The 13,504-nt window shown below is 63.2% G+C and carries 10 protein-coding genes and 2 tRNA genes; 11 read left to right on the forward strand and 1 reads right to left on the reverse strand.

All coding sequences use genetic code 11. The features are described from left to right. Window positions 1-21: 21 nt before the first annotated feature. Window positions 22-1,110, forward strand: a complete 1,089-nt coding sequence (locus V3C33_10875) for a PQQ-dependent sugar dehydrogenase (protein XAS69719.1) — start codon at window positions 22-24, stop codon at window positions 1,108-1,110. A 119-nt stretch (window positions 1,111-1,229) separates the two neighbouring features. Further along, window positions 1,230-1,305: transfer RNA gene (locus tag V3C33_10880), tRNA-Lys, on the forward strand. A gap of 160 nt (window positions 1,306-1,465) precedes the next feature. On the opposite strand, the gene V3C33_10885 is transcribed toward V3C33_10880, so the two are convergent. Further along, window positions 1,466-1,948 carry a MarR family winged helix-turn-helix transcriptional regulator gene (locus tag V3C33_10885; GenBank protein XAS69720.1) on the reverse strand — a complete coding sequence of 161 codons (483 nt, stop codon included), beginning with the start codon at window positions 1,946-1,948 and terminating at the stop codon, window positions 1,466-1,468. 97 nt (window positions 1,949-2,045) lie between these two features. On the opposite strand from V3C33_10885, the gene bcp reads away from it, so the two are divergent. From bcp to V3C33_10930, 9 genes are all read left to right on the forward strand, one after another. Then, window positions 2,046-2,519, forward strand: a complete 474-nt coding sequence (gene bcp, locus V3C33_10890; protein XAS66019.1) for a thioredoxin-dependent thiol peroxidase — start codon at window positions 2,046-2,048, stop codon at window positions 2,517-2,519. Window positions 2,520-2,634: 115 nt separating this feature from the next. Beyond that, window positions 2,635-2,716: transfer RNA gene (locus V3C33_10895), tRNA-Leu, on the forward strand. Window positions 2,717-3,001: 285 nt separating this feature from the next. Then, a complete protein-coding gene (locus V3C33_10900) occupies window positions 3,002-3,676 on the forward strand; it encodes a fasciclin domain-containing protein (protein ID XAS66020.1) in 675 nt (224 codons plus the stop codon). A gap of 225 nt (window positions 3,677-3,901) precedes the next feature. Then, entirely contained in the window at window positions 3,902-5,575 is a 1,674-nt protein-coding gene (locus V3C33_10905) for an ABC transporter substrate-binding protein (GenBank protein ID XAS66021.1), read from the forward strand. Window positions 5,576-5,654: 79 nt separating this feature from the next. After that, a complete protein-coding gene (locus V3C33_10910; protein ID XAS66022.1) occupies window positions 5,655-7,160 on the forward strand; it encodes a malate:quinone oxidoreductase in 1,506 nt (501 codons plus the stop codon). A gap of 69 nt (window positions 7,161-7,229) precedes the next feature. After that, window positions 7,230-10,466 carry an efflux RND transporter permease subunit gene (locus V3C33_10915; protein XAS66023.1) on the forward strand — a complete coding sequence of 1,079 codons (3,237 nt, stop codon included), beginning with the start codon at window positions 7,230-7,232 and terminating at the stop codon, window positions 10,464-10,466. Window positions 10,467-10,680: 214 nt separating this feature from the next. Beyond that, window positions 10,681-11,616 carry a hypothetical protein gene (locus V3C33_10920; GenBank protein ID XAS66024.1) on the forward strand — a complete coding sequence of 312 codons (936 nt, stop codon included), beginning with the start codon at window positions 10,681-10,683 and terminating at the stop codon, window positions 11,614-11,616. Between the two features lie 281 nt (window positions 11,617-11,897). Beyond that, window positions 11,898-13,025 carry an LLM class flavin-dependent oxidoreductase gene (locus V3C33_10925; protein XAS66025.1) on the forward strand — a complete coding sequence of 376 codons (1,128 nt, stop codon included), beginning with the start codon at window positions 11,898-11,900 and terminating at the stop codon, window positions 13,023-13,025. Continuing rightward, complete coding sequence (locus V3C33_10930) at window positions 13,025-13,486, forward strand: MarR family winged helix-turn-helix transcriptional regulator (protein XAS66026.1); 462 nt, start codon at window positions 13,025-13,027, stop codon at window positions 13,484-13,486. Before V3C33_10925 ends, V3C33_10930 begins: the two co-directional genes overlap by 1 nt. Window positions 13,487-13,504: the final 18 nt, after the last annotated feature.

Below are 13,504 nucleotides of genomic sequence, written 5' to 3' on the forward strand. Positions count from 1 at the left end.
GGACGGTTTTCCGGGGCAGCAATCGCGGCACTATCAGTCTCGCTCCTGTTGTCCGCCTGCACAGGCGCAGGTGAAGGCGGCAGCGTCCCTACCGGCAACAGCAGCACTGTCAGCAGCACTAGCACTAGCAGCGGTAGCCCCCTGGAATCGCCAAAGGTGTTGCGGAAGCTCGAGATCGGGCTGCAATTGCCGTGGGCCACGGTCTTCCTGCCGGACGGGACAGCCATCATTTCCGAGCGGGATTCGGCCCTGCTCAAATCAGTCCGGGACGGGCAGGCCACAACACTCGGGAAAGTGCCGGGGGTGACTCCGGCCGGGGAAGGCGGATTGCTCGGACTGGCGCTCTCCCCCAAATTCAGCACGGACCGCTACCTCTACCTGTATTTCACGGCCGAGCAGGACAACCGGATAGCCCGGCTCCGGCTTGAAGGAAACGCGGCCGACGGCACTCTGAAACCCACGGCACCTGAAGTTGTCTTTACCGGCATCCCCAAAGCGTCAACCCACAACGGTGGGCGGATCCGCTTCGGACCGGATGGGTTCCTGTACGTCGGAACAGGCGATTCACAGCGGCGGGAACAGCCACAGGACCAAAACGCCCTGGGCGGAAAAATCCTCAGACTCACGGCTGAAGGGCGCCCTGCGCCGGGAAACCCCTTCGGCAACAACCCCGTCTACAGCCTGGGCCACCGAAACGTCCAGGGGCTGGCCTGGGACAGTTCAGGGCGGCTGTGGTCCAGCGAGTTCGGACCGGACGTCAACGATGAACTCAACCTCATCCGGCCAGGTGGAAACTACGGCTGGCCCGAGGTCACCGGCGCTCCGCACCGGGACGGGTTCATCGATGCGAAAGTCGTGTGGCCCTCCACCGCGGAGTCATCACCCAGCGGACTGGAAATCGCAGGAGCCACCGCGTACTTGGGAGCACTCCGGGGCCAGCGCATGTGGACCATTCCCCTGGACGGTGAGAATGCAGGGAATCCTGTGGGCTATTTCACAGGTACGTATGGGCGGATCAGGGACGTCACACTGGCGCCAAACGGCGAATTGTGGGTGCTGAGCAACAACCGAAACCCCGACTTTGTGCTGGTTCTTGGCCTGCCGGACTAGCCGGTCAGGGCACCGCTGACTCCGATTTCACACCGGGCGGAAGTTCGTGTAGAGTTTCATGTCGTTGCGGAGGTCACTGAGGGAAACAAAAAGCCCTCAATCGATCGAAAACAATAGATGCACCTCTAGCTCAATTGGCAGAGCAATTGACTCTTAATCAATGGGTTCCGGGTTCAAGTCCCGGGGGGTGCACCACCCGAGGAACAGCCTCTGGCCAGCGGAAACGCCGGTCAGGGGCTGTTTCGTTTTGCCCTAACAGGTTACGGGAGACCGCTCCGACACGAGGCCCCAACACTTGGCGCCAAAGAAAGGGTTGCCGTCCCTGCAATACGGCCTCCCGACAGAAGTGAGCCGGTCAGCCCCGGTCCGGCGATTCCACGGGCTGGGCGGGCACGGCTCCGGCCACTATGGCATTTGTCGCCGGGGAGGCGAACCGGCTAGCCAATTCACGGACAACGGCCTGAAGCTCCTGCCGGAGCACGTCGGGATCGATCGAAGCTGCTGCCAGCACCGACCGTTCCATTTCCACGGCTGCCGATGCGGCCTCATTGCCCCGGTCTGTCAGGGACACAACGTGGCTGCGGCGGTCGGACTGGCTGCGGACGCGCACGACGTGGCCGTGGGACTCGAGCCTGCTGAGAGTTTTACCCATTGTCTGCGCCTGGACCCGCACCAGCTGGGCCAGATGCGCTTGTGTCATGGGGCCGTTGGCCGCCAGGACTTCGATGGCAATGACGCCGGCGTGTGTCAGGCCGATAGCCCCCAGTTTTTCATTCCAGGAGTGTTCGACGAGGCGGGCCGCCGTGGACAATAGGCGCCCGGTGGGCCAGCGATCCATATCAGGCATACCAATAAGTATATCCAATTGCCGATTCGTCCTGTTGTCCCCCGCTTACTAAGCTGGAGAGTCCAGCATGCCAACGAGGAGCGAAACTTTGGTTGAAAGACTCATTCCGGGCGCCGAGGCGCCGGACTTCCTGTTGAAGGATTCCGAGGGGACGGATGTATCCCTCGGCAGCCACCGCGGACGGAGCACAATCGTCTACTTTTACCCCGCTGCGTCCACACCGGCATGCGCCAAACAGGCGTGCGACTTCCGTGACACGCTGGCATCCTTGGAGTCGGCCGGCTTTGACGTCCTGGGCATCTCACCCGATCCGGTCGGCAAACTGCACGCCTTCGTCGCCGAGGAAGGCCTGACTTTTCCTCTACTGTCAGACGAAGACCATGCCGTGGCTGAAGCTTATGGCGCGTGGGGCGAGAAGAAGAACTATGGCCGGACCTACCAGGGCCTCATCCGCTCCACGATTGTGGTGGACCCCGACGGCAAGGTGGCTGTCGCCCAGTACAACGTGCGGGCCACCGGGCATGTCGCCAAACTGCGCCGGGATCTGAAACTGGACGAGTAGGCAAGTCCGCCAGCTGGCGGCCTCCCGCCTTGCGAAAGGTACAATGGAGGCTGGCATCCGCCGTCGTACGTTTCCTGTTCTTGAGAGTTCATGGCAGAAACGGACCGGCAACCACGCGCGAGTGGTGGAATTGGTAGACACGCAGGATTTAGGATCCTGTGCCTTCGGGCGTGGGGGTTCAAGTCCCCCCTTGCGCACAAAGTGTCACGGCCGCGGTCAAACCGACTGGCCACAACAGAGGAATCCCGGGCCACCGCCCGGGATTCCGCCATTTAAACCGTGGATTCCCGGCATTTTTACACCGAAACCACGATTTCTCAACAAAATTCCCAGGTTCACCCATCCGTCTCCGCACAGCGGCCGAATACCCATTGAGACACCAGCCAAGGGGTCGGTGCCCAACAGTCGGAATAGGGCCACGAGGCGACGGACGAACAATTGTCCGCAGCAGGCAATGATCGGCACAACCAAGGAGAATCGAAATGCAGTCAATCAAGCGCACTACTTTCACCGTTGCAGGTGTTGCTGCTGCAGCTCTGCTCAGCCTTACCGCTTGCGGCGGATCCACCACCACGGCTCCCGGCTCGTCTGCTCCCGCGGCAGCACCGTCCGATTCCAGCAAGGCGCCCTCGCCGTCTGCAAGCGCCTCGGCCTCGATGGATCCTGCGGCCAACCTCGTAGGTGCAGGCTGCGCGGGCTACGCGGCAAAGGTGCCTACAGGCGCCGGCTCCGTTGCCGGAATGGCCCTTGACCCTGTCGCTGTCGCGGCCTCAAACAACCCGATCCTCACCACTCTCACGGCGGCTGTGTCGGGCAAGCTCAACCCCAAGGTTGACCTCGTTGACACACTCAATGGCAGCGAGTTCACGGTCTTCGCACCGGTGGATGATGCCTTCGCCAAGATCGATGCCGCCACCATTGCAACCCTGAAGACGGACGACGCTCTCCTGAGCAAGATCCTGACCTACCACGTTGTTCCGGGCCAGATCACCCCCGACAAGATTGTGGGCACCCACAAAACCGTCCAGGGCGGTTCCGTGACGGTAACCGGCACCAAGGACGCGCTCAAGGTTGACGGTGCCAGCGTCATCTGTGGCGGCGTCCAGACGGCGAACGCCACCGTTTACATGATCGACTCGGTTCTGATGCCCAAGTAAGTGTCCACAGGCACTCCCGAGCCCGGTCCGGATTGACTCCCCCGGCCCTCTAAGGAGGAGTTGAGGCCCGCACCCCACCGTGCGGGCCTCAGCTCTGTCCGCGGCTTTGCCAATGCGACGTCTGCCGCGGCGGCTTCCAAGGCGGACCGGCAAGGTCCGTCAACTAGACTGGGGGAGGCCCCGCCGACCAGAGGTGCCACCCCGCAGTCCAGAGGTGATAATCGAGTGCCCAGCAGTACATCGCGTCGAACGGTGATCAAAACCGGTGCAGTTTTCCTGGCGCTGACGGCCTCGTCATGCACCGCTGCTCCCCCACCGTCACCGTCATCGCCGTCTGCGTCCCCGGCTCCTACGGACCGCGGCCCCGATGCCACATTCACCTTCGGCACAGCCTCCCAGCCGCTTGGCCTGGACCCTGCGCTCTCCAACGACGTGGAGTCCTACCGCGTCACCCGGCAGGTCCTCGAAGGGCTCGTGGGCGTTGACCAGACCACCGGGCAGCCAACTCCCCTGCTGGCCACCGAGTGGAGCGAGTCCAATGGCGGACGCTCCCACTACTTCAAACTTCGCGGCGGTGTGACCTTTCAGGACGGAACGCCCTTCAACGCGGCCGCGGTCTGTGAAAACTTCAACCGCTGGTTCAGATTTTCCGAGGCCCTTCGCAAGAAGGCACCGGGAAGCTCCTTCAAGGGAGTTTTCAAGGCCCATTCAGACCAGGCCGCCCTTTCAGTCTTCAAGAGCTGCACCGCTTTGTCCGCCGATTCGGTCCGGATCGACCTGACGGAGCGGTTCACGGGATTCCTCCAGGCGCTGACGCTTCCGGCCTTCGGGATCTCGTCCCCCAAGGCACTCGCATCGCAGACCGCCGATGCGCTGGACCAGACCCGCGCCGGTCAGCCCATCTCTGCGTATGCCACGCACCCGGTTGGCACCGGCCCCTTTACCTTCGGTTCATGGGACAAGAACAGTGTCACGCTGCTCAGCAACAGGAGCTACTGGGGAGACAAGGGGCAGATCGGCACTATCAACTTCGTCACCTACGACCACCCCCAGACCCGACTTCAGGCTCTCCTGGACGGCAAAATCGACGGCTTCGACGCCGTCACCGTGGGAAACTTCGATCAGCTGGTCAAACGCGGCAAGCAGATCATCCAGCGTGACCCGTTCTCCGTGATGTATCTGGGCATGAACCAGGAAGTGCCGATCCTTCAGAATGTCAAAGTCCGCCAGGCAATCGAGATGGCGATCGACAAGGACACCCTGATCCGGAGGTTCTTCATCGACAACACCGCCCAGGCCTCACAGTTTGTTCCGCCCAAGCTCAGCGGGTTCAACAACAACGCACCCGCGCTGGGCCATGACCTTGCGAAGGCCAAGACGCTGCTTGCCGACGCCGGATACAACGGCGAAGAGCTGAAGTTCTACTACCCCCTGAACGCGACGCGACCCTACCTCCCCACGCCGGAAAAGGTGTACGCCGAGATCAGCAGGCAGCTCACGGAGATCGGACTGAACATCCGTCCCATGCCCGTGGACTGGTCCGACGGCTATCTTCAAAAGGTTCAGTCTCCCGGAGACCACGCCCTCCACCTGCTGGGCTGGAACGGTGCCTATTCGGATGCGGACAACTTCCTGGGCCCCCTCTTCGGCGAGAAGAACGGCGAGTTCGGCTATCAGGACGCGCAGGTATTCTCCAAGATCGACCGCGCCCGGGGGCTTCCTGAAGGCAAGGACCGCAACGAGCAGTACCAGACCATCAACGCCCAGATCGCCGTCTCAGTCCCGGCAGTGCCTATCGCCTTCCCCATCTCCGCGCTGGCGCTGTCCGACCGCGTCGTCAGCTACCCGGCGTCGCCTGTCTTAAACGAAGTTTTCACGAAGGTCCAACTAAGGCCTTGACGGAAGGGCCCAATTTCAGTAAGAGGGCCGCGCAGGGATATTCTGTGACAGCCAGAGCCGCTGCTATCGGAGACTGATTGTGACCTTCATTTCCAAGACCCAACATGCCGACGTCGTCCTGATTGGCGGCGGCATCATGAGCGCCACGCTGGGGGCGTTCATCAAGCAGCTCGAGCCGAACTGGACCATCTCCCTGTTCGAGCGCCTGGATGAAGTGGGCCTGGAGAGCTCCGGCCCGTGGAACAACGCAGGCACCGGGCACGCCGCACTGTGTGAGCTTAATTACTCCCCTGCAGCCAAGGACGGCTCGGTTGACCCTTCCAAGGCACTCCTGATCAACGAGCAGTTCCAGCTGTCACGCCAGTTCTGGTCCCATCTGGTGACCAACTCGCTGATCGGTTCCCCCAAGGGATTCATCAACACCGTCCCGCACATGAGCTTTGTGATCGGCCAGGACAACGCCGCCTTCCTGAAAACCCGGTACGAGGCACTCAAGCCCAATGCCCTCTTCCGCAGCATGGAGTACTCCGAGGACCACGCGCAGATCGCCAAATGGGCACCCCTGATCGTCAAGGGCCGCGACTCCAGGCAGCGCATTGCGGCCACCCGCGCGGCTGAGGGCACCGACGTCGACTTCGGCGCGCTGACCCGAGAGCTGACCACCTACCTGGACAACAACGGCGTCGAGATCAACTACGGCCACGACGTTTCGGGCATCAGGAAGGCGTCCGACGGCGGCTGGGACCTTTCGCTCAAGCACCCGGCTTCCGGGGAACACGGCTCCATCCACGCCAAGTTCGTGTTTGTGGGAGCCGGCGGCGGCGCCCTGCACCTGCTCCAGGCCTCCGGGATTCCGGAAAGCAAGGGTTATGGCGGCTTTCCCGTCTCCGGGCAGTTCTTCCGCTGCACCGACGAGAAGCTGGCCTCCAAGCACAGCGCCAAGGTCTATGGCCAGGCGTCAGTCGGTGCCCCGCCCATGTCCGTGCCGCACCTTGATACCCGGTACGTCGATGGCAAGCGGTCACTGCTCTTTGGGCCTTACGCAGGCTTCTCCACCAATTTCCTCAAGAACAGCACTTACCTTGACCTTCCGCTGTCCATCCGGCCCGGCAACATCATTCCCATGCTGGCCGTGGCCAAGGACAACATGGACCTCACTGCCTATCTGATCAGGGAAGTGGCCAAGCGCCACAGCGCCAAGGTGGATGCCCTCCGCGAGTACTACCCGGAAGCCGAGGACGGCGACTGGGAACTTATCACCGCCGGCCAGCGTGTCCAGATCATCAAGAAGGATCCGAAGAAGGGTGGCGTCCTCCAGTTCGGCACCGAAGTGATCGCCGCACGCGACGGTTCCATCGGTGCATTGCTCGGTGCATCCCCGGGTGCTTCCACCGCCGTGCCCATCATGATTGAACTGCTCCAGAAGTCCTTCCCCAAGAACTTCAAGGGCTGGCAGTCCAAGCTCAAGGACATGATGCCCGGCTACGGTGTGAAGCTCAACAACAACCCGGAGCTGGCCGCTGACCTTGAGGCAAGCACGGCCAAGGCCCTTCAGCTGAAAGCCGTTCCGGCCGCCGCACGCTGACACGGCTCCGGGTTTCGGGCCGGTTCCACCTTCAGGCAACAGCCCGTCAACCCACCAGGAGACCCATCGATGTTCCGGCTGGCAAAACTTTCGCTGGCGAACAGGGCCCTGATCGCACTGATCACCGTCTTCGCGTCGGTGTTCGGCGTGATCACCATGTCCTCCCTCAAACAGGAGCTCATCCCCTCCATTGAGTTTCCGCAGATCACCGTCATCTCAGCGATGCCGGGGGCATCTCCGGAAGTAGTGGACAAGCAGGTCAGCGCCCCGCTGGAAACCGCGCTGAACGGCGTCGAGGGCCTGGAATCCACGTCGTCCACGTCCCGCAACGGCGTGTCACAGATCACCATGGTGTTCACCTACGGTTCCAATCTGGACCGTGCGCGGAACCAGATCGACCGTGCCATCTCCAATGCGAAGCGCGGGCTCCCGGACGACGTTCAGCCACAGGCCGTTGCCGGCAGCATCAGCGATTTTCCCATCGTCTTCCTAGCGGTATCCTCGGACAAGCCTCTCAGCGAGCTGAACGCCGATCTCCTGCGCCTCAGCGTTCCGCGTCTTCAGAAGCTCGACGGCGTCAGGGGCGCCGACGTGACCGGCGGCGCCACCCAGCACATCCAGATCCTGCCCCGTCCCGCCGCGATGGCGGCCAAGGGCGCCACCATCCAGTCCATCCGGAACGCCCTGGGCAACAACGGCGCGCTGATCCCGGCGGGCACCATCGAGGACAAGGGCAAGACGCTCTCGCTGCAGATCGGCAGCCCCGTGGATTCCCTGGATGCCGTGAAAGCGTTGCCGCTTGCCGGGACCAAGGGTGCCGCCACGATCGGCGCAGTTGCCGATGTCAGCATCAAGGATGACCCCCGGACGTCAATCACCCGGACCAACGGCAAAGAGACTCTTGCCCTGTCGGTCACTAAAAAGCCCGAGGGCGACACCGTGGCAATCTCCCACGCGGTTAAGGACTCCGTTGCGCAGCTGGAGGCCGGGCTCGGCTCCAACGCCAAGTTCACGCCCATGTTCGACCAGGCACCCTTCATTGAGAAATCCATCAAGGACCTCACCACGGAAGGTCTGCTGGGTCTCGGGTTCGCCGTCGCCGTGATCCTGGTGTTCCTGATGTCCGTCCGGTCCACCCTGGTCACGGCCGTTTCCATCCCGCTCTCGCTCCTGATCACCTTCATCGGGCTTTCCGCTACCGGCTACTCCCTTAACATCCTGACCCTCGGCGCACTTACCATCGCGATCGGCCGGGTGGTGGATGACTCCATCGTGGTGATTGAGAACATCAAGCGGCACCTGAGCTATGGCGAAACGAAAATCACCGCAATTCTCACGTCTATCCGCGAAGTGGCAGGTGCCATTACGGCCTCCACCCTGACCACCGTGGCCGTCTTTCTGCCCATCGCGTTTGTGGGCGAACTGGCCGGCGAACTGTTCCGTCCGTTCGCGCTGACGGTGACCATCGCACTTCTGTCATCGCTGCTGGTTTCGCTGACCATCGTGCCGGTGCTGGCCTACTGGTTCCTGAAGACGCCGGCTGATTCCGCCGGTGGACTGGCCGCCGCTACGGCTGCCGGTGGATTGGCTGCCGGCAAGGCCGCCCGGGCCAAGGCGCAGGAGGCCGAACAGCGCAGCCTCCTTCAGCGCGGGTATCTTCCCATCCTGACCAAAACCCAGAAACACCCCGTGGTAACCCTGATCGCTGCAGCCCTCGTTCTGGGCGGCACGGCCGCCATGACCCCGCTGCTGGCCACCGATCTCCTGGGCAGATCCGGAGAGAACAGCATGACGGTTCGCCAGGTGCTTCCTGCCGGCACCAGCCTCGCCGACACCAGTGCGGCTGCCGTGAGGCTCGAAGGAGTGCTGCGGGGCATCGACGGCGTCAAGGATGTCCAGGTGACGTCCGGCAACGCGCAGACTGGCTTTACGGCCCTGACGTCGTCGGGCGCATCCAACTCAAGCTTTACCGTCGTGACGGAAGAAAAGGCCAAACAGGCCGAGCTTCAGGACACCGTCAGGGAGGAACTGGCAAAAGTCAGCGACGCCGGCAAGATCTCGGTGGGCTCCCAGCAGGGCGGGTTCGGGACTTCCTCCACGGTGGACATCACGCTCAAGGCCGCCAATTCGGCGGATCTGCTGAAGGCCAGCGATGCAATGGTCCAGGCCATGACCGGCGTGCCCGGCACCACCGAAGTGGCCACCAACCTTGCGTCCAGCCAGCCTGTGGTCCAGGTCAAGGTGGACCGCGCCAAGACCGTGGCCGCGGGGCTGAACGAGCAGCAGGTGGCAGGCGTCCTGGCATCCACCATCAGCCCCGTTCCGGCCGGCACCGTGCGGATTGAAACCAATGATTTCCCGGTGCAGATCGGCGAAGGAACCCGCTTTGCCAGCATCGACGCAGTCCGGAACATCCAGTTGCCCACCGGCGCCGGCCCCGTCTCCCTCGGAAGCATTGCCGCCGTGGAACAGGTGGATGTTCCCGTCTCCATTACCTCAAGCAACGGCCAGCGGACCGCCAGAGTGTCCGTCACGCCGTCGGGCTCCAACCTGGGAGCGGTCAGCGCCGAAGTGCAGAACCGGCTCGGGCCGGTCCAGCTGCCGCCAGGCGTCACCGCTGAAATCGGCGGTGCCACCACGCAGCAGGCGCAGTCCTTCAAGCAGCTGGGACTCGCCCTGCTGGCGGCCATCGCAATTGTCTATGTGATCATGGTTGCCGCGTTCAAGTCGCTCATCCAGCCGCTGATCCTGCTTGTTTCCATTCCGTTTGCGGCCACCGGTGCTGTGGCCCTGCTGCTGGTGAGCGGTGTTCCGCTGGGGCTGCCGTCGCTGATCGGCATGCTGATGCTGGTGGGAATTGTGGTGACCAACGCCATTGTGCTGATCGACCTCATCAACCAGTACCGCCAGCCCCGCGACGGCCGGCCGGGAATGACCGTGGCGGAAGCCATCACCCACGGCGCATGCCAGAGGCTCCGCCCCATCCTCATGACTGCCCTGGCCACTGTATTTGCCCTGACGCCCATGGCACTTGGCTTGACCGGGGGCGGCGGGTTCATCTCGCAGCCGTTGGCCGTTGTAGTGATCGGCGGGCTGATTTCCTCGACGGCGCTCACGCTGGTCCTGGTCCCGGTCCTGTACCGGCTGGTGGAAGGCCGGCGGGAAAGGAAATCCCTGCTTCGTGACATCCAGCAGCTTCCGGACGTTGCTCCCGGACACGGTGCGGACTCCGGGCTCCAGGACTGGACCACCGGGATGCGCCCCAAGGTCAGCGGCCGCCGCGCTGCGCCGGGCGGGGCCGAGTAGCCCTTCCTCCCTGGCCTTCCCTTCCGTCCCCATCCTCCCTCGCCTTCCCTTCCTGACCTTCCCTTCCGTCCCCTGACCTTCCCGTCCCAAGTGGGTAGCAGCAGACGCTGTTTTCAGCGCCCGTAGCGGCATCTGCTGCTACCCAGATGGGGCTAAAACAGACCAGCCTGTGCATAACTCATCGGGGGCCCGCCGGATTTGCGAGCATGGGGAAATGAAGATTCCCCATCCGCTGCCGGAGCCACTGGCCTCCGCCCCGTTCACCTTGGGTGAAGCGCTCGACGCCGGCGTCAGCCCCGGGCGTCTGAGGAAGCGTCGACTCTTGACGCCGAGCCGCGGAATTCGGATGGCAGCCGACGACGGCGCGCTGCAGCTTGCGCAGCTCGCCCGCCCGGTGTCGTTGATCACGCAGTTTTCCGCCGTGTCCCACGCGACGGCGTTTCTGCTTTGGGACTTGCCAGGTTTCCTGCCCGGCAGCGACGCGCCGGGAGTCCATATTTCGCGCCCGGATCACATGGCGATCGCCCGCCGCCGGGGTGTCATCGGCCACCGGGGCCAGTTCTTTCCCGATGAAATCGAAGATCTGGACGGGCTGCTCGTGACCAGCAGGGTGCGCACCTGGCTGGATGTTTCTCGCCGGATGAGCGTGGACGAGCTCACCGTGGCTGCTGATCATCTGCTGCGGATTCAGCACCCGGGGCTCGACGGGCGAACACAACCATACGCCACGGCGGAACAGCTGACAGACATGCTGGACCGGCACAAGGGAACACCGGGCATCCGAAAGGCACGGCTAGCTCTCGAACAGGCCCGCGCCGGTGCAGACTCAGCCCCGGAAACCCGCCTTCGGCTGGCGCTCGATCGATCCGGCCTGCCCGAACCGGAACTGAACGTCGCCACGGAGCTGAGTGCCGCCGTCGTACGTCAACCGGATCTTGCCTACCCCGAATTCCGGGTGGCGGTTGAATATGACGGCGAGGGCCACTCCGAGGCCGCCCAGATCGTGAGGGACATCGCCCGGGAAGAGGATTTCGCCGCTGCCGGCTGGACGTTGGTCCGGGTATCCAAACGGCATATGGCCAATGGCGCCCGATCCGCTGCCACCAAGGTGCGCGCGGCGCTTCTGAACGGTGGCTGGACACCCAGGTAGGTAGCAGCAGACGTCGTTTTCAGCGCTCATAACGGCATGTGCTGCTACCTAGTTGGGCTGACCACGTCGGGACGTAGACGCAATGCTGCGCGCTGCACTGTGACCTCGCGGGGGCCGGGCACTAGCCGTCAGCCTAGTGACTGCGTCCTGGGCCGGGGCTGCGTCTACTGCAGGGAATAAAGGACCGTGCCGGACGTTACACTGACTAATAGATGCAAATGCATGTAAATCGGGTATAGTTGAAGCAAGCCCGCAGAAGTTCAGAAAACGGAAGGCACATCATGCAGATCGGCGTATTCAGCGTCAGCGACATCACCACCGACCCCACCACAGGCCGGACGCCCACCGAGAATGAGCGCATCAAGGCGGCAGTGGCAATCGCCAAGAAGGTCGAAGAAATCGGCATGGACGTGTACGCCATCGGCGAGCACCACAACCGCCCCTTCTTCTCGTCGTCCCCCACCACCACACTGGCGTATATCGCCGCCCAGACAGAGCGCATCACGCTGTCCACGGCAACCACGCTGATCACCACCAACGATCCTGTCAAGATCGCGGAAGATTTCGCCATGCTCCAGCACCTGGCTGACGGCCGTGTGGACCTCATCATGGGCCGCGGCAACACGGCTCCGGTTTACCCGTGGTTCGGCAAGAACATACAGGACGGCATTGAGCTCGCCGTGGAGAACTACAGCCTCCTTCGCAAGCTCTGGGACGAAGACACCGTCAGCTGGTCCGGCAAGTACCGCACGCCGCTGCAGAACTTTACGTCCACACCCCGCCCGCTCGACGGCGTAGCCCCCTTTGTGTGGCACGGCTCCATCCGCAGCCCGCAGATTGCGGAACTGGCCGCTTACTACGGCGACGGTTTCTTTGCGAACAACATCTTCTGGCCCAAGGAGCACTACCAGCAGCTGATCAGCCTGTACCGCGAGCGCTACGAGCACTACGGCCACGGCAAGGCTGACCAGGCAATCGTCGGCCTGGGGGGGCAGTTCTTCATGCGGAAGAACTCTCAGGATGCGGTGAAGGAATTCCGGCCGTACTTTGACAACGCGCCTGTGTACGGCCACGGACCCTCCCTCGAGGACTTCACGTCGCAGACCCCGCTGACAGTAGGCAGTCCGCAGGAAGTCATTGAAAAGACGCTCACGTTCCGTGAGTACTTCGGCGATTACCAGCGCCAGCTCTTCCTGATCGACCACGCCGGCCTTCCGCTGAAGACGGTACTGGAACAGCTGGACCTTTTCGGCGAAGAGGTTCTCCCGGTGCTGCGCAAGGAATACGCCGCGCTCAAGCCGGCCCATGTTCCGGAACCACCCACCCACGCCGGCCGCGTGGCCGCCCTGATGGCCAAGCAGACCGCCGCAGCCGTGCAGCCTGCCGGTTCCGCAACTACGGAGGTCTGATGAGAGCCAAACCAGCCGAGTCTCCGGTCCGCCTGGCTGCCGAGACCTGGGAGTCACTGTTCCGCGCGCAAGTGGCGGTGATGCGGAAACTCCAGTCAGGGCCGGCGTTCAAGAACCTCCCGCTCAACGAGTACGATGTCCTGTTTACCCTGTCCGCCTGCCCCTCGGGCTGGTTGCGCCTCAATGAGCTCAACGACCATGTGCTGCTCAGCCAGTCGAGCCTGAGCCGGCTGGTGGAGCGGCTGGAAAAGCGGGGCCTCGTGGAGCGCATGCCAGCGCCGGACGACGGCCGCGGCGTCCTGCTGAAACTCACGCAGACGGGCACGGAGCTTCAGAAACAGATTGGCCGCGACCATGTCCGCGACATCTCCGCCTTGCTCACCCCTGCGCTGACGGCAGCCGAACAGCGCGAGCTTGCCCGGCTGACGGAGAAGCTGCGCAGCTCGGTGGCCACGCGGTAAAGAGCTGCCGCCATACAG

This window comes from Micrococcaceae bacterium Sec5.7, assembly GCA_039636785.1.
In the GTDB taxonomy this organism is placed as follows: Bacteria; Actinomycetota; Actinomycetes; order Actinomycetales; family Micrococcaceae; genus Arthrobacter.